We start from the raw sequence: 22,096 nt of genomic DNA, 5'->3' as shown, positions 1-22,096 counted from the left end.
GGGCAGTCGTTGCTGCCCTGTTAAACTTTAAGCGCAGCGATTATTGGGCTGCCGTCATCCATTCCGGTTTCTGGAAGGCACTGTAGATGTTTTGCGGATCGTCTATCACCGCACGATAAGCCGGAGATTTCACCGCTTCAACAATGTCTTTGGCGAACGGTTTATCTGCATCTTCACTGCGTACCGCAATGATATTTTTCAGGTTTTCATCCAGGTGCTCTTGCTTGATCGCACTGGCGAGATCCAGTTTTGCCGCAACCGCAAAGTTACCGTTAACCAGTGCGCCGGTCACACCATCCAGCGTACGCGGCAACTGCGCAGCTTCCAGCGGTTTAAACACCAGCCCTTTCGGGTTACTGGCGATATCACGTTCAGAGGCTTTAGTGGGATCAATATTGTCTTTGATAGTGATAAGGTCGATAGATTGCAGGAAGCGCAAACCGCGAGCCAGGTTCGTCGGATCGTTAGAAAGCGTGATGACATCACCTTTCTTCAGTTCATCCAGACTTTTGATTTTATGCGAGTAAAAACCCATCCCCGCCGTTGGAACAACGATGAGCTTACTCAATTTCAACCCTTTATCGGCAGTGAATTTGTCAAAATAGAGCGAGTGCTGAAACAGGTTTGCGTCAATGCTGCCGTTGGAGAGCGCCATGTTTGGCTGAACATAGTCACTAAATTCGCGCACCACCACCTTGTAGCCCTTTTCTTTCAGCGTCGGTGCAATAGCCTGCTTTACCATATCACCATACGGACCCGGTGCGACGCCAAACACGATGGTATGCGGGTCGCTATTCGCATGAGCAAATTGTAATCCGCAGGCCAGCAACAGTGCCCCGGTCGCGACGCGTAAACTCTGACGCAATCCCATAATCTCTCCATTTTAACGTTGTGGTGTAATGTCTCACGCCGTTCTTGCGGCGTTGTTCTTGTTGGCCTGTTAACAGGCTGATTGTTAACATGACACAGATCACAACCTGCTGTCCTTGAAATTATTTCATGATGTTGCAGAGTATGTTTTTAAATGAGAGAAGGCATGAAAAAGCCGGATGTCGACACAAGTGCCTTATCCGGCTTACAAATAACGCGATCCCCCTGCACTCCCAGGCCCGATAAGCGCAAGCGTATCGGGCGGCAGGGGTTCGATTAGAAGTCGTAACGCAGACGAACCAGGTTCATATCACCCAGGTTGTCGGTGCTGGAGGTAAAGACGTGTTCATAATCAACACGGAAACCGTAGTCCAGTTGGAAGCTGATACCCAGACCGTTATCGGTACGCAGGTAGTTACGACCGTTCACGTATTCAATGCGATCGCCCATGACGTAAGGCTGAACAGATTTCAGCGCATACTGACCCACCGGGAAGGTGTAACCCGCGAAGTATTCCAGACCCCAGGCATCACCCGCAAAGTAGTCGTTTACAGACACTTTTTTGGTGGTCATGAAGTTCTGGTACCAGCCGCCGCCCATTGAGAAGGTCCAGTTGTCCGGTTTCCAGCTCAGTGCAGTACCGACGATGTTTTGATCGTAGGTTTTGCTGGTGTTGCCACGCATCTCCGCGCGGGTGTAGTTCCACGCCGTACCCCAGGTCAGGTCATCCGTAATGTGATAATCCACACCCAGTGAACCGCCGCCTTTACGTTTGTAACGCAGGCCGTTATTCGGGTTGTAGTCATCGCTGAACAGATAAGAAGCGTAGAGATCAACATCTCCCACGGTGTTTTTATACTTCAGTGATTTACGTGTACGATATGAACCGTCATAGTCGCCGTTGATCCCGTTACCTGGTGCCTGACCGATCATGTCGTAGTCCCAGATATCCGTTTTCGCGCCAACCACATCATAGTAGATGCTGTTCTGTTGACCGAAGGTCAGCGTACCCCAGGTCGCGCTCTTCAGACCGGTGTACAACATACGGCGCGTGGTATCGTTGGCGCCGTCAGCATAGTGATTATCCCAGTTGAACATCGCCGGGAAGTTAACGCCCAGCTCGTAGTAACTCACCCAACTGATGTCATCAAACAGATAGTAATCAGCAGCGAAACGGAAACGAGTACCGCCATCGAAACCATTACGTTTGTAACCATTCTTACCATCATCGCCAGCCATATTCTGGAACTGTGGACGAATACTCCCGCCAACGGTGAAGTTAAGACGACTCAGCGGATTGCCCGCCTGCGGATCTTGTTTCAGGACCGTGATTTCCGCCTGAGAGGCGAAAGTCGTTAATGCCACTGCTGCGCCAATCGATACTGCCAGCGCTGTTTTTTTTATAGTCATTATTTTTACCTTGATAGATAGCCTGCCAATTATTCAGCATACAAATATTAACTTTTATTAATACTCTCGTGTTGTCTGGTTTTTATTGATTTGTGCTGTTAAATATCAAGGGGTTATCAATTTGTGCTCTATAGACAAAAAAATACGCACCGATGGCAAAATCGGTGCGCATTCATCAAGGAAATGAATTAATTGCTGAACTGACGGAAAAGTGCTTTGCCTTTTAACAGACGCGAGCCAAGCCATCCACCGCATAGAGAGAGTAGCAACGCCCCACAGAAGGGTAAGACTACCCACAGTCGCCAGTCAGGTTCCCAAGGGAAATCAAAAACTTTGGTTTGCAGAACCGCCAGCGCCGTTTCCGCACCGATGGCCGCCACCAGGCCGGAGACCATCCCCAACATGGCGAACTCGCACCACAGCGTAGTACGCAGCAATTTCTTACCCGCTCCCAGCGTACGCCAGACCACCAGTTCCTGATGACGTTGACGCATCCCCACCTGAACCTGCGCCAGCAGCAATAACATGCCGCAAGCAGTGACCAGAACCACCATCACTTCCAGCGCACGACTCACCTGCTCAAGGACCTGACTGACCTGTTTGAGGATGGCGCCAATATCCAGCAGGCTGATGGTTGGGAATTCCCGATTAAGCTGCGTCAACATGCCGTTGCCGTTCTCCCAGCGAAAGCTGGTCAGCCAACTTTGCGGCTGCCCGTCGAGCGCACCGGAAGGGAAAATAAAGAAGAAATTCGGTCGCAGGCTTTCCCAATCCACTTTACGCAGACTGCTTACCGTGGCACTGAAATCCTGGGTATCGCCCATAAAGGTCACACGATCGCCAAGCTTCACGTTTAAGCGCTTCGCCAGCCCCTCTTCCATCGACACTTCACCCGCTTTTGGCGGCCAGCTTCCGGCGGTAATCGGGTTATGATCCGGCCGGGTATCCTGCCAGGTCAGATTCAGTTCACGATTAAGCGCCTCGTCCTGATTACCTTCGGTTGCCTTGTCATTGATCGCCGTCAGACGCGCCCGCACGATGGGATAGAACGACTCCGGAATCACCTGATGTTCAGACAGGAACGCTTTCAGCGGCACTACCTGTTCGCTGGCGATGTTAATAAGGAAGTAGTTGGGGCTTTCTGGCGGCATTTGCTGCTGCCAGCGATCGAGCAGATCGCCACGCAGTACCAACAGCAGCGCCAGCAGCATAAAGGAAAGCGAAAAGGCCGATAGCTGGCTCAGCGTCGACCACGGCTGGCGCAACAGTCGACTAACCGCTAAACGTAGCGGTAGTGACGTTAACGTCAGACCACGCAGTACGTTGAGCAGCATCCAGCCCAGCACGCCGCACAAGAGCGCCAGTACAACCGCGCCGGCCAGCACCGCCCACAGCAGCATGCTCCCCCCCATCAGCCCGGCAAGCAGCGCGACCACAACGATCAATACCACAGGCAAATAGAACTTCAGTGGCCAGACGTTGGCGACGACATCACGACGCAGTACCCGCAATGGCTGTGTCGCCAGCAACAATCGATAAGGACGTAGCCCCACTAACAGGGAAATGACCGTCATCGTGCCTAATGCCCACAGCCACGGCCAGGGGCTGGCAGGCGGCAACTCGCCGGGCAGAACCGGCTTGAGCAACACCACCAGGACACGTTCAAATAACAGGCCAAACAGCCCCCCGGTTGCACCAGACAGCACCAGCACCATCAGCCACTGCCCGATAATCAGCTTGCGCAGCTGCGCCCTGCCCGCGCCGAGTGTTTTCAGAATCGCCACCAGGTCGTAACGACTACGGCAATAATGGCTCATCGCTACGGCAACCGCGGCCACCGCCAGCAGCAGCGTTAACAGCGCCGACAGCAGCAGGAATTGTTGCGAACGCTCAAGGGATTTCCCCAGAGCCCCCTCATCCTGTTCCAGCCCATACCAGCGCTGTTCTGGCTTCAGTTGTGGCAGCAGCCACTTTTCATAGCCTTCTAATTGCTGCGGTGTCCCGCCAAATTTATAGCGCCAGGTCACCCGGCTTCCCGGCTGGACCGCCCCCGTCTTTTCAACATCCGCCATGTTCATCATCAGACGCGGCGCTATCTGGAACGGATTAAAACCAGAGTCAGGCTCCTGCACCACTTCACCCGCAATGCGCAACGTGGCATCGCCAACGTCGATGGGGTCTCCGATTTTTAAGTTGAGCAGCGCCATCAAACGCGGTGCCAGCAGCACCGAGCCTGGCTGTGGTTTCAGCCCCGACGGATGGGTCTGCAACGTGCCATACATCGGATACACATCATCCACCGCTTTGACGTTCGCCAGTTGCGGCGTATCCCGGGCAAAGGTCATCGTAGCAAAAGTCAGTTGTTCACCCACCTTCAGGCCATGCTGTCGCGCCATGTCAATCCATGCTTTCGGGACTGCTCGTGAACTTTGCAGCGACCGATCACCCGCCATAAATTCGCGACTTTGCTGGCTCAGACCTTTTTCCATCCGGTCGCTGATATTACCCAGCGCAAGGACACAGGCCACCGCAAGACTCAGTGCCAGCCAGACTATCAGTAATGAAGGCGAGCGCCATTCGCGCCAGAACCAGCGTGCTATCATGCCTCCTCCTGCAACAGCCCGTTCACCAGACGTAAACGCCGATCGCAGCGCGCCGCCAGTTGTGGGTCGTGCGTCACCAGAATCAGGGTCGTGCCGTGCTCGCGGTTCAAAGAAAACAGCAGATCGGCAATTTTGTCCCCAGTCTGCCGATCCAGATTGCCCGTAGGTTCATCGGCAAACAGGACATCAGGGCGCCCATTAAACGCCCTTGCCAGCGCCACACGCTGCTGCTCACCACCGGAAAGCTGCGCCGGAAGATGATCGAGACGTTTTCCCAACCCCAATTGTTCAAGCAGCGTTTTCGCACCATCGCGGCTTTTCCCACTGTGTTCTCCCCGCAACAGTGCAGGAAGCTCAACGTTCTCCAGTGCGTTCAGCGTTGGAATTAACATGAATGACTGGAAGACAAAGCCAACATGTCGCGCCCGTAACTGCGCCCGAGCCTCTTCGTCCATGGTATGCAGCGCCTGTCCCACCAGACTCACTTCACCGCTGGAGCCATCGTCCAGCCCGGCAAGGATCGCCAGTAGCGTAGATTTCCCCGATCCTGATTCGCCAATCAGCGCAATGGTCTCGGCGCGTTTGACAACCAGTTCAACTCCGGTAAGGATGGATAGCTCGTGATCACCCTGACCGACGGATTTCTTAAGATGATGAACTTCAACAATGTTTTCCGCTGGCATTTGCCTTTCCTGTTCCTGGTTCTGTTAACTTTCCGCGCCGCCGCAGCGGACACGTTACTTATTCTGGGTGACAGCCTGAGCGCCGGATACCGTATGTCAGCCAGTGCGGCATGGCCTGCACTGCTTAATGATAAATGGCACAGCAAAACACCGGTGGTAAATGCCAGTATTAGCGGCGATACCTCGCAGCAGGGTCTGGCCCGTCTGCCCGCATTACTGAAACAACATCAGCCGCGCTGGGTGCTGGTCGAACTGGGTGGCAATGATGGCCTGCGCGGGTTTGCACCTGCCCAAACTGAACAAACCCTGCGTACCATTTTGCAGGACGTAAAAGCGGCGAATGCCGAACCGCTGCTGATGCAAATTCGTCTGCCAGCAAACTACGGTCGCCGATATAATGAAACCTTTAGCGCGATGTATCCCAAGCTTGCCAAAGAGTTTGATATTCCTCTACTGCCCTTTTTTATGGAGGAGGTCTATCTGAAACCCCAATGGATGCAGGATGATGGTATCCATCCTAATCGTGACGCCCAGCCGTTTATTGCCGACTGGATGGCGAAACATCTCACCCCTTTTCTATCCTAAATAATTCGAGTTGTATGAAGGCGGCAAGTGAGAGAGTTCCCAGGAGCATAGATAACTATGTGACTGGGGTGAGCGAGCGTAGCCAACGCACAGACAACTTGAAGTATGACGGATATAGTAAATCACGACTCGTAAATCAACGGAGATCCTGACAGGTAAAGTTATGCAAAAATCGGTCTTAATAACAGGATGTTCCAGTGGTATTGGCCTGGAAAGTGCGCTTGAGCTTAAACGTCAGGGTTTTCGAATTCTGGCTGGCTGCCGCAAACCTGAGGATGTCGCGCGCATGAACGGCATGGGATTCACCGGCATATTGCTGGATCTCGACTCACCAGAAAGCGTGGATCGCGCCGCCGATGAGGTGATCGCCCTGACCGAAAACCGTTTGTATGGGATCTTTAACAACGCCGGATTTGGCGTTTACGGCCCACTGTCCACCATCAGCCGCGAGCAAATGGAACAGCAGTTTTCCGCCAACTTTTTTGGCGCTCATCAGCTCACTATGCGCCTGCTACCCGCCATGTTACCTCATGGCGAAGGGCGTATTGTGATGACCTCTTCAGTCATGGGATTAATTTCCACACCAGGGCGAGGCGCGTATGCCGCCAGCAAATATGCGCTGGAAGCCTGGTCCGATGCGCTACGGATGGAACTTCGCCATAGCGGAATTAAGGTCAGCCTGATTGAACCCGGCCCCATTCGCACCCGCTTTACTGAAAACGTCAACCAGACCCAGAGTGATAAGCCCGTCGAGAACCCCGGTATTGCTGCTCGGTTTACATTGGGTCCGGAGGCCGTTGTCGCCAAAGTGCGCCATGCTTTTGAGAGCGACAAACCCAAATTGCGTTATCCCGTTACGCTGGTGACCTGGGCTGTGACGTTTCTCAAACGCCTGCTCCCAGGCCGCGCAATGGACAAAATTTTACACGGCTGAGTTGAAGCCTGCTCGTCAGCCCCCATGTAGAAACAAATAGACGAATAGAGAGTGACTCCATGTCCGCACAAAATATTGTCAATATTAACGAATCAAATCTGCAGCAGACCCTTGAATTGTCGATGACCACCCCGGTCCTGTTCTATTTCTGGTCTGAACGTAGCCAACATTGTCTGCAATTAACGCCGGTACTGGAGAGCCTTGCTGCACAGTACAACGGCCAGTTTATTCTTGCCAAGCTGGACTGTGACGCCGAACAGATGATCGCGTCTCAGTTTGGTCTACGCGCAATTCCAACGGTTTACCTGTTCCAGAACGGTCAGCCGGTCGATGGCTTCCAGGGACCGCAGCCGGAAGAGGTTATCCGCGCACTGCTTGAAAAAGTATTGCCGAGTGAAGAAGAGCTGAAAGCACGCCAGGCAATTGAGTTTATTGAAGCGGGTAACCACGCCGACGCCCTGCCGCTGTTGAAAGAAGCGTGGCAAATCTCCAACCAGAGCAGCGAAATTGGTCTGCTGCTGGCGGAAACGCAAATTGCGCTGAATCGTACTGAAGATGCTGAAGCTGTACTCAAAACCATCCCATTGCAGGATCAGGATACCCGTTATCAGGGGCTGGTCGCGCAAATTGAACTGCTGAAGCAGGCGGCTGATACACCAGAAATTCAGCAGTTACAGCAACAGGTTACGAATAACCCACAGGATGCAGCACTGGCAACGCAACTGGCTATTCAATTGCACCAGGTTGGACGTAACGAAGAAGCACTGGAACTCCTGTTCAGCCATTTGAAGAAAGATCTCGCGGCGGCTGATGGTCAGGCACGTAAGACCTTCCAGGAGATCCTCGCTGCGCTAGGTACCGGTGATGCGCTGGCGTCAAAATATCGTCGTCAGCTGTACGCACTGTTGTACTAATCCGTTTCATTTTGCCCGATGGCGCTGTGCTTATCGGGCCAACAAATACCACTCTCGTAGGCCGGATAAGCGGTAACCGCTATCCGGCATCACATCACGGTTTCTTTAATGGCGTCACCACCAACTGGTGGCGTGAATTATAGAACTTCCGATAGGTTAAATAGCAGGCGATAATGGTCGACAGGCTGGCGGTAGAAAGCAGCATAAACGTCACCATAATCTGATACTTGATCGCTTTTACCGGATCGATACCGGCAAAGATCAATCCTGACATCATCCCCGGTAAACTTACTAGCCCGACAGTTTTTGCGGAATCGATCGTTGGGATCAGCGATGCGCGAATACTGTCCCGAATAAGCGGCGCGGACGCGACTTTCGGAGAAGCGCCAAGGCTTAATTTCTCCTGAATTTGCTGCTGCTCACTGCTAAAGCGCTGCCCCAGGTTGTTGTAACATAACCCGACGGCCACCATCGCATTCCCGGCGATCATGCCGGAAATCGGGATCACTTGCATCGGTGCAAACTCGATGGAGCCTGACAGCACCAAGACGGCCAGCGTGACCCCCGCCCCCGAGGTAATAGCGATAAATGAGGAGATAAAAGCCTTATCAATATATTTACTGCGTTTTTGCGCGTTATATGCGGCGTTAAAGCAGATAAACAGCACCATCACTAAGGTCAGAATGCTGTGGTTTACGCCGAAAATATATTTCAGCACGTAGCCTACGATAATAAGCTGGACAACCGCCCGGCAAACGCTCCAGAGAATATCTTTTTCCAGTGCCAGTTTTTCTTTATGGCTGATCAGCATCGCCACCACCACCAGCATCATCGCTAACGCCAGTGATTCATTGGTAATATTATGCTCATTCATTGCTTACTTCCTGCATTTCTCCGGCATGCGGCTGAAGGATAATGACATTATCCGCATGATTAATTTCATCTTTGTCGTGCGTCACCCACAGCACAGCAATATTCTTATCGCGCACATAGCGGTGAATTAGCTCATTCACATTCCGTTTGTTGGCTTCATCCAGCGCGCTGGTTATTTCATCAAGCAGCAGGATTTTCGGCAGAAACTGCAAATTACGAATTAACGAGACGCGCTGCTTTTCGCCGCCGGACAGCTCATTGATGTTTTTTTTGAGGATTGCCTCGGGTAACTCAAATCGGGCCAGATCGGCCAGAAACACATCCGAATCCGGACGTTTATCGCGGATTTGCCAGGGAAAAATGAGGTTGTCGTAGACGGTATCACCAAACAAAGCGGGCGTTTGTGCGCAATAGGAGACCTGCTGACGATATGCTTCCGGCTTGAGGGTCGTTATCTCCTTGCCCTCAAAGATAATCTCACCCGCGCTCGGGCTAATTAACGACGCGACAATTTTCAACAACGTGCTTTTACCGCAACCGGACTGGCCGGTAATCAGCTTAAATTCTCCGGCATTAAGATTAAAACTGATGTTATTAAGAATTTTCGTTGTTCCCGCCTGCCAGGCGACATTCTTTAACTGAAGCAGCATTCTGCTTTCTTCCATTACCAATCCCTTTTTTACCTCTTTCGTGCAGACAGTCTATACCCAAAATAATTCGAGTTGCATGAAGGCGGCAAGTGAGTGACAAATTCGTCAGGAACGAATTTGAACAGCCAAAGGCTGGCCTTCGGTGAGGGACATGGATGTCCCTCATTAACCTCCAGGAGCATAGCTATCTATGTGACTGGAGTGAACGACAAATCTGCCGGGAGCAGATTTGAACGCTGCTTACAGCGGCCCCGCAGGGGCGAGGCCCAAGGATGGGCCGAGTAACGTAGCTAACGCACATGCAGCTTGAAGTATGAAGGGTATATCCCTGTAATTTATTATAGGGGAGCCCACCTTGATAAATCGGGTATAATTTGATTAATCAGGCAGTAAAGGACAGCACAACAGGAGGTTTCATCGATGCTCATTTTTATTCCTATTCTTATTTTTGTCGCACTGGTCATCGTCGGTGCGGGCGTGAAAATCGTCCCGCAGGGATACCAGTGGACGGTGGAACGTTTCGGGCGTTACACCAAGACCCTGCAACCGGGGTTAAGTCTTGTTGTGCCATTTATGGACCGAATTGGTCGTAAGATCAACATGATGGAACAGGTTCTTGATATTCCGTCGCAAGAGGTCATCTCCAAAGACAACGCTAACGTTGCCATTGATGCCGTGTGCTTTATTCAGGTCATCGACGCGCCAAAGGCGGCGTATGAAGTCAGCAACCTGGAACTGGCGATCATTAACCTGACCATGACCAACATCCGTACCGTTCTTGGCTCGATGGAACTCGATGAGATGCTCTCCCAGCGCGACAACATCAATACGCGCTTGCTGCATATCGTTGATGAAGCCACCAATCCCTGGGGCATCAAAATTACCCGTATCGAGATCCGCGATGTTCGCCCACCGGCAGAGCTTATCGATGCGATGAACGCACAGATGAAAGCAGAGCGTACCAAGCGTGCCTACATTCTTGAAGCCGAGGGTATCCGTCAGGCGGAGATCGTCAAGGCCGAAGGTGAGAAACAGTCGAAAATCCTGAAAGCAGAAGGTGAACGTCAGTCCGCTTTCTTACAGGCCGAGGCACGTGAACGTTCAGCGGAAGCGGAAGCTCGTGCAACGCAGATGGTATCTGAAGCCATTGCCGCTGGGGACATTCAGGCTGTGAACTACTTTGTGGCACAGAAATACACCGAAGCGCTGCAACATATCGGTTCGTCGAATAACAGCAAAGTGGTGATGATGCCGCTGGATGCCAGCAGCCTGATGGGCTCCATCGCCGGGATCACTGAGCTGATTAAGGACAGCGCCAGCGAACGGAAAAAATCATGATAGCGATGATTCTGGTTCACCCACATATCTTCTGGCTTAGCCTCGGGGGCCTGCTATTGGCCGCCGAGATGCTGGGCGGGAACGGTTATCTGCTATGGAGCGGTGTAGCGGCGGTGATAACCGGGCTGGTTATCTGGCTCGTACCGCTCGACTGGGCGTGGCAGGGAGCAATGTTCGCCGTATTAACACTGCTGGCGGCCTGGTTGTGGTGGAAATGGCTGGCGAAGCGCGTGCAAGAGCAGAAACCGGCCGACAGTCATCTTAATCAGCGCGGACAACAGTTGGTTGGCCGTCGGTTTACACTGGAAACCGGGCTGGTCAATGGTCGCGGGCATATGCGCGTCGGCGACAGCTCGTGGCCCGTCAGCGCCAATAATGACTTAAGCGCCGGAACACACGTTGAAGTGGTTGCCGTTGAAGGCATTACTCTGGTAATCAAAGCCGTATCACCATAAAACAGACAGGAAATAAGACTATGGTCAGGAAGACACCCCTCGCCTTTGCCCTTTTCACCCTACTGGCAACTGCACCTCAGGCGTTTGCCTCATCAGATATAGAAGATTGCAAATGGAGCGATGACCACTGTCTGCTGAAAGGCACGCCTACCTTCAGCCCCGGAAACGACAGCCGTGATAACCTGCTACGACTGCTGAGTCAGGAGAAATCGTTCGCCCTGCCGATACAGGCGATGCCTGAGGATATCACCCGCTCCCGTGATTTCTATTTCGCTTATCACCCGCAGTGGGATGACATCACGTCGCCCGCAGCCGCAGCCCCGGAGCAAAATGCTGACGACACGCTAACCCGGCAAATGGCTGAACTGCACATCAGCGCGGATGAGGTAATCCGCAATAATGATGATCTCGAAAACCGCCACGTTTCGAATAATATGAGCAGTGCCAGTCAATTCTTTGCCGCGCTGCTCGCCGATACGTCGTTGACGGTTGAACAACGTCAGGCTCTGGCGCACGCGCGTATGGGGCTGTTGTCCGGCGCAACCCGTGAGCAGATCGATGCCTCATTGACTACTCTGCCTGTGGATTCCAGTGCCCAACGCTATAAAACGTACCTGATTGCCGCCGCCAATTTCTATGCCGGTGATTATGTGAATGCCGAACAAGCGTTTACTCAGTTGGCGAAAAGCGATCGCCCATGGCTGGCAGAAACGGTGCAGTACATGCTAATGCGCACAGCACTGAATAAAAGTAGTCAGAACAGCGTCGGTGAATACGGTGATTTTGATATCGCCAGGATTAACCACCAGGATGCCGCTCAGGCACAGACTCAGGCGCAAGCCTATCTGCAACGCTGGCCGCAAGGCCAGTACGCCGATTCGACACGCGGTATGCTGCGGCGTATCAACTGGTATTTACAAGCCTGGCCGCAGCTGGCCGGACTGTATGAGCAGGCCTTTGATACGTCGGTCAATGCGCAGCAGTTGCGTGAGACCGTGACAGAATACGATAACGTCTACGGTATGCAATTCTATGAACAATCCGTGATTGAAGCCTTTCCTGATGCGCCCCGCGTAAGCTATATCGAACTGTTACGCGCACTGCGTCTGAATAGCGATAAAAAACCCACGCTGACCCAGGCGCAACTTGATGCGAGCAAGCCGGTATTTGAACAAAGCCAACACATGCCGCTGTGGCGCAATTTGCAGCTGAATTTATGGATGGCGGCGGGCAACTATGCGGCTATTGTTCAGGCGGTAACCCCGGCACAACAACTTTCCGCACACGATACGCTCGCGTTTAGCGAACAGGTGCTGTACGGCGAAGCGTTGATGGGCCAGAAGAATTGGACCGCGGCACGTGATTTCTGGCAGCAGCTGCTGAATGCGAGCAAAGATAACGAGCAGCAGCAATATGTACAGGCCAAGCTGGCGGCTACGCTGGTTTACAGTGGTGACAGCGCGGCGATATTCGCCCCGGACAGTGCGGTAACCAATCTGCGTTTCCGCTCTCAGGTGCTGAAAACACAGGCAACGCCTGAACTGCTACGCCAGCAGGCTACCCATGGGCCTAACAATGAAGAGCGCACGATAGCCCTGCATACGTTGCTGGTTCGGGATCTTACCGAGAACCGTTTTGCGGACTGGTTGAATGACCGGAAACTGGCCCGTGCCATTAGCCAACCGGTTGTTGGCACTGCATTTGATGACGTCAATCTGAGCGTGTTTGACTGGAACGGTGATGCCGCTCAGGCCGGCTATACCTGCCGCAGCCTCAATGAAACGGTCACGGTATTAAGCCACAAAGCCGATGATGCCCACGCGCTGAACTGTCTGGGTGAGTTCTTCCGTACCACACAAACCCATATCGATCTGTGGAAGAACAGTAGCGGTAACGATGTGCTGGAAGTGGCCATTACGCGACAGGAGCCGTTCGGCCAGTTCGACAGGCAGCGCTATTACCAACAGGTTATCGCGTCCCCAACAGCGGAAGTCGAGGATAAAAGCTTTGCGCTGTATCGGGCCATCATGTGCTACTCCCCGTCAGGTTATAACGAATGCGGCGGTGAAGACGTGGATAAATCACAGCGAAAAGACTGGTTCACGCAGTTAAAGACGCAGTATCCGGGAAGCCCGTGGGCGCAAAAACTCAAATACTATTGGTAATTGCGCTGCTGGCCGGTCAGGCACAGGCGGCGGATATCGTCGCCGCCCGTGACCATTCGGCCTTCTGGCTGTGGTCCGGGGTGAAAGCCAGTGCTGAACTGCAAAATGCGCAAACGGTCTATCTGCATCAGGGCGAGGTGCTGGTTCGATCGGGTAACGTGGTTTTCCAGCGTCTGGGACTGCCAGTCAGTCGTCTGACTTTTCCCTCAATCTGGCTGACGGTCCGCTTTACCACGCTCGACGTACCGGAGGAGATTCCTGCCCGAATCATACGGCTGATGCAACGCTGGCAGAGCGCCGGCAACCACGTCGTCGGCCTGCAGGTCGATTTTGACGCGGCGACCCACCAGCTTGCTGATTACGCCCGTTTTCTGCACCAATTGCGTCAACAGTTGCCGCCAGAGTTTGCGCTTGGCGTGACAGGTCTGCTGGACTGGGCAAAAACCGGGGATGTCGCCACGCTAAACGCACTGGCGGTCGATGAACTGGTGGTGCAGAGCTATCAGGGGCGTCAGACGGTGGCAAATTATCAGGCGTATCTGCCTGCACTCGCCCGTCTGCGTATTCCGTTTAAGCTGGGGCTGGTGCAAAACGGTAGCAGGGACCTGCAGGCTGAGGCTCAGCTTGAAAAATCCCCGTGGTACCGTGGCACAGTGGTGTTTATGCTCAATCCCTCTCGCCGTTAAGCCTTTGCTTTGTGATGGCAGCAGCCGGAGAGATTATCCATGATCGGGCATTCGGCGCTATCATCACCAGGGCAACTGTCCGCCAGCGCCAGCAAATGCAAGCGCATGGCCTGCAGCTCGCTGATATGCCGCTCGATGTCCGCCACTTTTTCTAACGTGCGCTTTTTGACATCCGCGCTGTGACGCGCCGGATCGTTAAACAAATTGACCAGCTCACCACACTCTTCCAGGTTAAAGCCAACCTGCCGCGCCTGACGCAACAGCGTCAGTTCATTCAGATGCTGCTGGTTGTATGTGCGATAGCCGTTTTCGCTACGTAGTGGCGGCGTCACCAGACCTTTTTCTTCATAAAAGCGTATCGCTTTACTGGTTAAACCGGTTTTTTTAGCAACATCGGATATATTCACATCTTCCCCCTTGACCTTCCCCTTGATGGAAGGTTTAACCTTTATAACAGTTAGTCAAAACGACTGCTAAGGTCAACGTTTACCGACCAATCATAGAGGAAATTTGTTATGTCTCAAACTATCGATCTGACTCTGGACGGTCTGTCCTGTGGTCACTGCGTAAAACGCGTTAAAGAAAGTCTCGAACAACGCCCGGACGTGGAACTCGCGGATGTCACGGTGACAGAAGCCCATGTCACCGGTAGCGCCAGTGCCGAGGCGCTGATCGAAACCATCAAACAAGCCGGTTATGGCGCGGAGTTAAGCCACCCAAAGGCTAAACCGCTGGCGGAGTCATCAATCCCGTCGGAAGCACTGGCAGCGGTCCCCCCTGAGCTTCCGGCAGCTACGGCTGAAGAAGATGATAGCCAACAGTTGCTGTTAAACGGCATGAGCTGCGCCAGCTGTGTCTCCCGCGTACAAAATGCGCTGCAAAGCGTACCGGGTGTCACGCAGGCACGGGTAAACCTGGCGGAGCGCACTGCGCTGGTAATGGGCAGTGCATCCGCCGCAGATTTAGTGCAGGCGGTGGAAAAAGCCGGCTATGGCGCGGAAGCGATCGAAGACGACGCTAAGCGTCGCGAACGCCAGCAGGAAACCGCCGTTGCGACCATGAAACGTTTTCGCTGGCAGGCGGCGGTTGCGCTGTTGCTGGGTGTCCCGGTCATGGTATGGGGAATGATTGGCGATAACATGATGGTGAGTGCCGACAACCGTAGCCTGTGGCTGGTCATTGGTCTGGCAACACTCGCTGTCATGGTCTTCGCAGGCGGTCACTTCTACCGCAGCGCGTGGAAAAGCCTGATGAACGGCACCGCGACCATGGATACACTGGTCGCGCTGGGCACGGGGGTCGCCTGGCTCTACTCCATGAGCGTAAACCTCTGGCCGCAATGGTTCCCAATGGAAGCACGGCATCTCTATTATGAAGCCAGTGCCATGATTATCGGTCTAATTAACCTTGGCCATATGCTGGAAGCACGCGCCCGCCAACGCTCTTCCAAAGCGCTGGAAAAACTACTCGATTTAACACCGCCAACCGCACGTGTTGTGACTGATGACGGTGAAAAAAACGTGCCACTGGCCGATGTGCAGGCAGGCATGTTGCTACGTCTGACCACCGGCGATCGCGTTCCGGTAGATGGCGAAATCACACAGGGCGAGGCCTGGCTGGATGAAGCGATGCTGACCGGCGAACCAATCCCGCAACAAAAAGGGGAAGGTGATAGCGTCCACGCCGGTACTGTAGTTCAGGATGGTAGCGTGCTGTTCCGCGCCAGTGCCGTCGGTAGCCACACGACGTTATCGCGTATTATTCGCATGGTACGTCAGGCACAAAGCAGTAAGCCCGAGATTGGTAAGCTGGCCGACCGTATTTCCTCGGTATTCGTTCCGGTGGTGGTAGTGATTGCACTGGTGAGTGCAGCAATTTGGTACTTTTTCGGCCCGGCACCACAAATTGTTTATACGCTGGTGATTGCCACCACCGTACTGATTATTGCCTGTCCTTGTGCGCTAGGTCTGGCCACACCCATGTCGATTATTTCCGGGGTGGGTCGTGCCGCTGAGTTTGGTGTGCTGGTACGTGATGCCGATGCGCTGCAACGCGCCAGCACGCTTGATACCGTCGTCTTTGACAAGACCGGTACGCTGACCGAAGGTAAACCGCAGGTTGTCGCCATCAAAACGTTCGGCAATATCGACGAAGCACTGGCTGTTCGCCTGGCAGCCGCCCTTGAACAGGGTTCCAGCCATCCACTGGCCAGGGCGATTCTGGATAAAGCGGGCGATGTTACGCTGCCGCAGGTCAATGGTTTCCGTACGCTGCGCGGTTTAGGCGTCAGCGGGGAAGCTGAAGGCCATACGTTATTACTGGGTAACCAGGCGCTGCTCAACGAACAGCACGTTGTTACCACCGAAATGGAAGCCGAGATCACGGCTCAGGCTTCCCAAGGGGCAACCCCGGTGCTGTTAGCCATTGACGGGCAAGCAGCAGCCTTGTTAGCGGTACGTGACCCATTGCGCAGCGACAGCGTGGCCGCGCTTCAGCGTCTGCACCTCGCTGGCTATCGTCTGGTGATGCTCACCGGTGATAACCCAACTACGGCCAATGCCATTGCCAAAGAAGCAGGTATTGATGAGGTGATAGCCGGCGTACTGCCAGACGGTAAAGCGGAAGCAATTAAACGTCTGCAGAGCCAGGGACGTCAGGTCGCCATGGTCGGTGACGGCATTAACGATGCCCCTGCCCTGGCCCAGGCCGATGTGGGTATTGCAATGGGCGGAGGCAGCGATGTGGCGATTGAGACCGCTGCGATCACGCTGATGCGTCATAGCCTGATGGGCGTTGCGGATGCGCTGTCTATCTCGCGGGCAACGCTGCGTAATATGAAGCAGAACCTGCTCGGCGCATTTATCTACAACAGCATCGGTATCCCCGTTGCCGCCGGGATTCTGTGGCCGTTCACCGGAACCCTGCTGAACCCGGTCGTTGCCGGAGCTGCGATGGCGCTCTCTTCTATTACCGTGGTGAGCAACGCCAACCGACTGCTGCGCTTTAAACCGAAAGAGTAACTCTTTGCCAAACGGCACTTTCGTTTATCCGGCCTACAAAAAGTAAGTGATAATGTAGGCCGGATAAGACGATTTTGCGTCGCCATTCAACGATTCACGGATTGCACCTTCCTGGACCACGCGCTAGCATGGAAGTCTACTCAAGGGAGGCCGTATGGATTTGTTATACCGGGTAAAAGCATTATGGTCTGCACTGCGCGGTAACCATTATACCTGGCCGGCCATCGATGTCTCTTTGCCTGGCAACCGCCATTTTCATCTGATTGGCAGTATTCATATGGGTAGCCGGGGTATGGCCCCTCTGCCTGCCAGCTTACTGAAAAAACTCAGCCGCGCTGATGCACTGATTGTCGAAGCCGATGTCTCCGGTGACGATGCACCGTTTGCCAATCTTCCGGTTTTTGCTGCGCTGGAAGAACGCATCAGCGAAGAGCAATTGCGCAACCTGCAAAAAGTTTCTGGCGATCTTGGTATTTCCCCCTCCCTGTTTTCGACTCAGCCCCTGTGGCAAATAGCCATGATCTTGCAAGCCACGCAGGCGCAACAGCTGGGATTACGGGCGGAATATGGTATTGACTACCAACTGCTCAAAGCGGCTAAACAGGCGCAAAAACCCATTATTGAACTGGAAGGCGCTTCCAGCCAAATCGACCTGTTATGCCAATTGCCTGATAACGGTTTGGCTTTGCTCGACGATACCCTGACACACTGGCATACCAACGCCAGGTTGCTGCAACAAATGATGGGCTGGTGGCTTGAATCACCACCACAAAATGGCGAGCTCACGTTACCCAACACATTCAGCCAGTCATTATATGACGTACTCATGCACCAGCGTAATGAGACCTGGCGGGACAAACTCAAGGCAATGCCTGCGGGACACTATGTGGTCGCAGTGGGCGCACTGCATCTGTATGGAGAGGGAAACTTACCGGAGATGATGCGATAAAAAAAATGGCCAATATTTCTATTGGCCCGTCAAAGAGGAATTTCATCATTATTATTATGCCGACGCTTAAAGCATCGGTGTAGGTCGATTGTCGCTCAAAGTCGTCATCCTGCCAATACTATTGCGCAAGATGGTACTATTTTTTCCACCGCCATCAGGCGTATGCTTATGGCGTATTTTGTCTGGGCCAGGAAAAATTGCTATGACACCCGCCGTTAAACTACTCGAAAAAAACAAAATTTCTTTTCAGATCCACACCTACGATCACGATCCGTCCGAGACCAACTTTGGCGACGAAGTGGTCCGTAAATTAGGACTGAATGCGGATCAGGTCTACAAAACGCTGCTGGTTGCCGTGAATGGTGATATGAAACATCTGGCGGTTGCCGTCACCCCGGTAGCCGGACAGCTGGATCTTAAAAAGGTCGCGAAGGCGCTGGGCGCCAAAAAGGTCGATATGGCCGACCCAATGGTTGCGCAACGCACAACGGGATATCTGGTCGGCGGTATTAGCCCGCTTGGGCAGAAAAAACGTTTGCCAACGCTGATTGATGCACCCGCTCAGACATTCGACACTATTTATGTTTCCGGCGGCAAACGCGGGCTGGATATTGAACTGGCGGCGAACGATCTGGCGAAAATTCTGGATGCGAAATTTGCCGACATCGCACGCCGCGATTAAGCCGGTATGGAAGATTGCCTGATGGCGCGCAGCTTTAAGGCCTACAAACCGAATACGCTTACAGCCTGTAGGCCGGATAAGGTGCCAGCACAGCCATCCGGCACTCCCCCTGTTACTGCCAGGTAACTTCACCCTTCGGCTCATACACACTGGCATCCAGCGGTGAGTTTTTCTGCACGTACTCTTTCAGCACTTCCGCATCAATAAACCCGGTATTCACATACCCTGGTTTGTCAGCGATCTGCGGATAACCATCGCCACCGGTGGCATTGAAGCTCAGCGTTGCCATGCGATACGTTTTAGCCGGGTCAACAGGTTCGCCTTTGATTTTCAGATCGTTAAGTTTACCGTCTTTCGCCACAAAGCTGACGTTGGCAAACTGCGGATAGGCCCCGGAGTCCGGCTTCATTTGCGCCACGGCGGTCAGATAGTCAATCACCTCTTTCCCACTCATGTCGGCATACACCACAATATTGCCGAACGGTTGTACCTTCAGCACACTCTTATAGGTGATATCACCGGCTTCGATGGAATCACGGATGCCGCCGCCGCTCATCACGCCAAAATCAGCGCCGGTGCGTGCCATTTGCGCAGCAAGCAGCAGATGCCCCATGTTGGTCTGCACAAAGCGCACCTTGCTACGGTCACCTTCCAGACGCGCATTTACACTGCCAATTTTGACATCCAACTGCGCTTTGCCTTTATTCTGGAATGGCGTCAGTAACGACAGCATTTGCTGATTTTCAGCGATTTCCGGGGTGTAGAGTACGCGCTCACTTTTACCGTTGTCCCAAGTCACTTTTTTCTTCAGGTTTACCGGAATGAGTTGGTAGTTGACCATTTTCATTTCGCCATTGCGGAATTCAAAGTCCGCCCGGCCAACGTATTTACCCCACTCATGCGCCTGCACAATCCAGATACCGTTTTGCTTATCTGGCGCACATGGCGTACCCGGTACGTAATCAACCTGCTTTTTGTTTTCCGATGCCATGCACACCGGATCCTGTGAGTGACCACCCACAATCATCGCCAGCGCCCCGGTGGGCAGGCTACGCGCCATTTCGACATCGCCAGGGGCGTTCGAGCCGTGATTGCCGTTGTCATAATGCCCCATATGCGTGGTAGCGATGATGATGTCTGGCTTTTCATTCATATTGAGTTCCTGGATAACCAGCTTTGCTTCTTCCGCAGGTTTGCGAAACTCAATATCGGTGAAGAACTCCGGGTTGCCAATTTTCGCCGTATCATCGGTTGTTAAACCCAGAACCGCGATTTTTAAATCCTGCCGCTTAAAGATAGCCCACGGCTTAAACAAACGTTCGCCGGTGCTTTTCTGGTAGATATTGGCCGAGAGAAACGGGAATTTGGACCATTTTTCCTGCTGGCGTAGCACGGTAAGCGGGTTATCAAATTCGTGATTGCCAACTGCCATCGCGTCATAGCCAATCAGGTTCATGCCGCGAAAATCAGGTTCTGCATCCTGAAGATCGGATTCTGGTACACCGGTGTTGATATCACCGCCGGAAAGCAGCAGTACGCTTCCCCCTTCTTCCGCCACTTCTTTACGAATACCGTCCACCAGCGTTTTTTGCGCTGCCAGCCCGTATTCCCCATATTCACTGCGCCAGAAGTGACCGTGATGATCGTTGGTATGCAGAATGGTAATTTTGTAGGTTTTATCTTTTTCGTACGCTTGGGCAGGCTGACCTGCCAGCGTAAATGCGGCTAATAGCGCCAGCGCCACGCCCCGTTTCAAAAACTTCATATTTCTCTCCCTGAGCCAAAATCAACGACTGAAATTACAATGATATAAAATAATAGTCGAAAATGTTTTCAGAAATGAGACTTCCTTCAAACACCTTCCGCAGGTATGTTAGGCAAGTAATAATAACAAATTAGATTACCCTCATAATCGCAACCCAAACAGAAGTGACTTTCTATGGCAATAAGTGAACCAACCCAGCCAGTGGCTGGCGCGTCAGCGTCGGTTGCTAAAGCACGCACCTCATTTGGCATTTTAGGGGCGATCAGCCTCTCTCATCTGCTAAACGATATGATCCAATCGCTGATTCTGGCGATTTATCCGCTTTTACAGTCAGAGTTTTCACTGACGTTTATGCAGATCGGGATGATTACGCTAACCTTCCAGCTCGCCTCTTCGCTGCTGCAACCGGTTGTCGGCTACTGGACGGACAAATACCCAATGCCATGGTCGCTACCGATTGGAATGTGCTTCACGCTGAGTGGGCTTGTGCTACTGGCGATGGCAGGCAGTTTCCATATGGTCTTGCTCGCCGCAGCGCTGGTCGGTACCGGGTCTTCAGTATTCCATCCGGAATCCTCTCGCGTGGCGCGTATGGCCTCCGGTGGCCGTCATGGGCTGGCTCAATCTATTTTCCAGGTCGGTGGTAACTTCGGTAGTTCTCTGGGGCCACTACTGGCCGCTGTCATCATCGCGCCATATGGTAAGGGTAATGTGGCCTGGTTCGTACTGGCGGCCCTGCTGGCGATTGTGGTACTGGCACAGATTAGCCGTTGGTACGCCGCACAACATCGGATGAGTAAAGGAAAGCCAAAGGTCGCCATCGTCAATCCGCTACCACGAAATAAAGTGGTACTGGCGGTGGGGATTCTGCTGGTGCTGATTTTCTCCAAATACTTCTATATGGCGAGCATCAGTAGCTATTACACCTTTTATCTGATGCAAAAATTCGGATTATCGGTACAAAATGCCCAGTTCCACCTGTTTGCCTTCCTGTTTGCCGTTGCGGCCGGGACGGTAATTGGTGGGCCATTAGGCGATAAGATTGGCAGAAAATATGTTATTTGGGGCTCTATCCTCGGCGTAGCGCCGTTTACCCTCATTTTGCCCTATGCGACCCTTGAATGGACTGGGATTTTAACCGTGATCATTGGTTTTATCCTCGCATCGGCCTTTTCAGCCATTCTGGTCTATGCACAGGAGCTACTTCCGGGCCGTATCGGTATGGTTTCTGGGCTATTTTTCGGTTTTGCCTTCGGCATGGGCGGCTTGGGTGCCGCGGTGTTAGGGCTGATTGCCGACCATACCAGTATCGATTTGGTCTATAAAATATGTGCTTTCCTGCCTCTTCTGGGGATACTGACCATATTCTTACCTGATAACCGACATAAAGCCTGATTTTCTGACGGCCAAAAGTAAACTTTGGCCGTCATCACTTACAGTGACCATCAGCCTTTGCCTCATACATCCCCCCGTAGTTTTCCGATCCGTGCTTTTTTACGCTTAAAATCCTATTT

The 22,096-nt window shown here is 53.0% G+C and carries 19 protein-coding genes; 11 read left to right on the top strand and 8 right to left on the bottom strand.

Annotated features, from left to right (window positions below; genetic code table 11):
- Positions 1-40 precede the first annotated feature (40 nt).
- From NNN64_RS15595 to ybbA, 4 genes are all read right to left on the bottom strand, one after another.
- Positions 41-871, bottom strand: a complete 831-nt coding sequence (locus tag NNN64_RS15595; protein WP_271441947.1) for a MetQ/NlpA family ABC transporter substrate-binding protein — start codon at positions 869-871, stop codon at positions 41-43.
- A 275-nt stretch (positions 872-1,146) separates the two neighbouring features.
- Complete coding sequence (locus NNN64_RS15590; RefSeq protein WP_271441946.1) at positions 1,147-2,280, bottom strand: porin; 1,134 nt, start codon at positions 2,278-2,280, stop codon at positions 1,147-1,149.
- Between the two features lie 188 nt (positions 2,281-2,468).
- Positions 2,469-4,883, bottom strand: coding sequence for a putative ABC transporter permease subunit YbbP (gene ybbP, locus NNN64_RS15585; protein WP_271441945.1), 2,415 nt, complete (start codon positions 4,881-4,883; stop codon positions 2,469-2,471).
- On the bottom strand, positions 4,880-5,566 hold the full coding sequence (gene ybbA / locus NNN64_RS15580; protein ID WP_271441944.1) for a putative ABC transporter ATP-binding protein YbbA: 687 nt from the start codon (positions 5,564-5,566) through the stop codon (positions 4,880-4,882). Before ybbA ends, ybbP begins: the two co-directional genes overlap by 4 nt.
- Between ybbA and tesA the strand changes: the two genes are divergently transcribed.
- The 3 genes from tesA (at position 5,534) to NNN64_RS15565 (ending at position 7,999) form a co-directional block, all read left to right on the top strand.
- Positions 5,534-6,151 (top strand): multifunctional acyl-CoA thioesterase I/protease I/lysophospholipase L1, encoded by a 618-nt coding sequence (tesA, locus tag NNN64_RS15575; protein ID WP_271441943.1) that lies wholly within the window; start codon positions 5,534-5,536, stop codon positions 6,149-6,151. The genes ybbA and tesA overlap by 33 nt on opposite strands.
- A gap of 163 nt (positions 6,152-6,314) precedes the next feature.
- Entirely contained in the window at positions 6,315-7,085 is a 771-nt protein-coding gene (locus tag NNN64_RS15570; protein ID WP_271441942.1) for an SDR family oxidoreductase, read from the top strand.
- Between the two features lie 59 nt (positions 7,086-7,144).
- Positions 7,145-7,999 carry a co-chaperone YbbN gene (locus NNN64_RS15565; RefSeq protein ID WP_271441941.1) on the top strand — a complete coding sequence of 285 codons (855 nt, stop codon included), beginning with the start codon at positions 7,145-7,147 and terminating at the stop codon, positions 7,997-7,999.
- A 94-nt stretch (positions 8,000-8,093) separates the two neighbouring features.
- Here NNN64_RS15565 and fetB read toward each other — a convergent pair whose 3' ends face one another.
- Positions 8,094-8,873 carry an iron efflux ABC transporter permease subunit FetB gene (gene fetB / locus NNN64_RS15560; RefSeq protein WP_271441940.1) on the bottom strand — a complete coding sequence of 260 codons (780 nt, stop codon included), beginning with the start codon at positions 8,871-8,873 and terminating at the stop codon, positions 8,094-8,096.
- The gene (gene fetA, locus NNN64_RS15555; protein WP_271441939.1) at positions 8,866-9,537 is read right to left on the bottom strand and encodes an iron efflux ABC transporter ATP-binding subunit FetA; all 672 of its coding nucleotides are present in this window, start codon (positions 9,535-9,537) and stop codon (positions 8,866-8,868) included. The genes fetB and fetA overlap by 8 nt, the downstream gene beginning before the upstream one ends.
- A gap of 405 nt (positions 9,538-9,942) precedes the next feature.
- Between fetA and NNN64_RS15550 the strand changes: the two genes are divergently transcribed.
- The 4 genes from NNN64_RS15550 to NNN64_RS15535 are packed head-to-tail and all read left to right on the top strand — an operon-like array spanning position 9,943 to position 14,166.
- Positions 9,943-10,860, top strand: coding sequence for an SPFH domain-containing protein (locus tag NNN64_RS15550; protein ID WP_005125227.1), 918 nt, complete (start codon positions 9,943-9,945; stop codon positions 10,858-10,860).
- The gene (locus tag NNN64_RS15545) at positions 10,857-11,315 is read left to right on the top strand and encodes an NfeD family protein (protein WP_271441938.1); all 459 of its coding nucleotides are present in this window, start codon (positions 10,857-10,859) and stop codon (positions 11,313-11,315) included. The genes NNN64_RS15550 and NNN64_RS15545 overlap by 4 nt, the downstream gene beginning before the upstream one ends.
- Before the next feature lie 20 nt (positions 11,316-11,335).
- The gene (locus NNN64_RS15540; protein WP_271441937.1) at positions 11,336-13,480 is read left to right on the top strand and encodes a hypothetical protein; all 2,145 of its coding nucleotides are present in this window, start codon (positions 11,336-11,338) and stop codon (positions 13,478-13,480) included.
- Positions 13,450-14,166: a DUF3142 domain-containing protein gene (locus NNN64_RS15535; RefSeq protein WP_271441936.1), complete on the top strand. Its 717-nt coding sequence runs from the start codon at positions 13,450-13,452 to the stop codon at positions 14,164-14,166. The genes NNN64_RS15540 and NNN64_RS15535 overlap by 31 nt, the downstream gene beginning before the upstream one ends.
- Here the strand turns inward: NNN64_RS15535 and cueR are convergent.
- On the bottom strand, positions 14,163-14,573 hold the full coding sequence (gene cueR, locus NNN64_RS15530) for a Cu(I)-responsive transcriptional regulator (RefSeq protein ID WP_126318972.1): 411 nt from the start codon (positions 14,571-14,573) through the stop codon (positions 14,163-14,165). The genes NNN64_RS15535 and cueR overlap by 4 nt on opposite strands.
- Before the next feature lie 108 nt (positions 14,574-14,681).
- Here cueR and copA point away from each other — a divergent pair, with 108 nt between their 5' ends.
- The 3 genes from copA (at position 14,682) to ybaK (ending at position 18,817) form a co-directional block, all read left to right on the top strand.
- Complete coding sequence (gene copA, locus NNN64_RS15525; protein ID WP_271441935.1) at positions 14,682-17,186, top strand: copper-exporting P-type ATPase CopA; 2,505 nt, start codon at positions 14,682-14,684, stop codon at positions 17,184-17,186.
- 154 nt (positions 17,187-17,340) lie between these two features.
- Positions 17,341-18,135, top strand: a complete 795-nt coding sequence (locus NNN64_RS15520; protein WP_271441934.1) for a TraB/GumN family protein — start codon at positions 17,341-17,343, stop codon at positions 18,133-18,135.
- A gap of 202 nt (positions 18,136-18,337) precedes the next feature.
- Positions 18,338-18,817 carry a Cys-tRNA(Pro)/Cys-tRNA(Cys) deacylase YbaK gene (gene ybaK, locus NNN64_RS15515; RefSeq protein WP_137384598.1) on the top strand — a complete coding sequence of 160 codons (480 nt, stop codon included), beginning with the start codon at positions 18,338-18,340 and terminating at the stop codon, positions 18,815-18,817.
- A 112-nt stretch (positions 18,818-18,929) separates the two neighbouring features.
- Here the strand turns inward: ybaK and ushA are convergent, their stop codons facing one another.
- Entirely contained in the window at positions 18,930-20,582 is a 1,653-nt protein-coding gene (gene ushA, locus NNN64_RS15510) for a bifunctional UDP-sugar hydrolase/5'-nucleotidase UshA (protein ID WP_271441933.1), read from the bottom strand.
- A 174-nt stretch (positions 20,583-20,756) separates the two neighbouring features.
- On the opposite strand from ushA, the gene fsr reads away from it, so the two are divergent.
- Positions 20,757-21,977, top strand: a complete 1,221-nt coding sequence (gene fsr, locus NNN64_RS15505) for a fosmidomycin MFS transporter (RefSeq protein WP_121584311.1) — start codon at positions 20,757-20,759, stop codon at positions 21,975-21,977.
- The last annotated feature ends 119 nt before the right edge of the window (positions 21,978-22,096 follow it).

The sequence above is a fragment of the Citrobacter sp. Igbk 14 genome (assembly GCF_028069825.1).
Lineage (GTDB): Bacteria > Pseudomonadota > Gammaproteobacteria > Enterobacterales > Enterobacteriaceae > Citrobacter.
The sequence above is the reverse complement of the archived record's forward strand: the minus strand, read 5'-3'. Positions and strand labels throughout refer to the sequence as shown.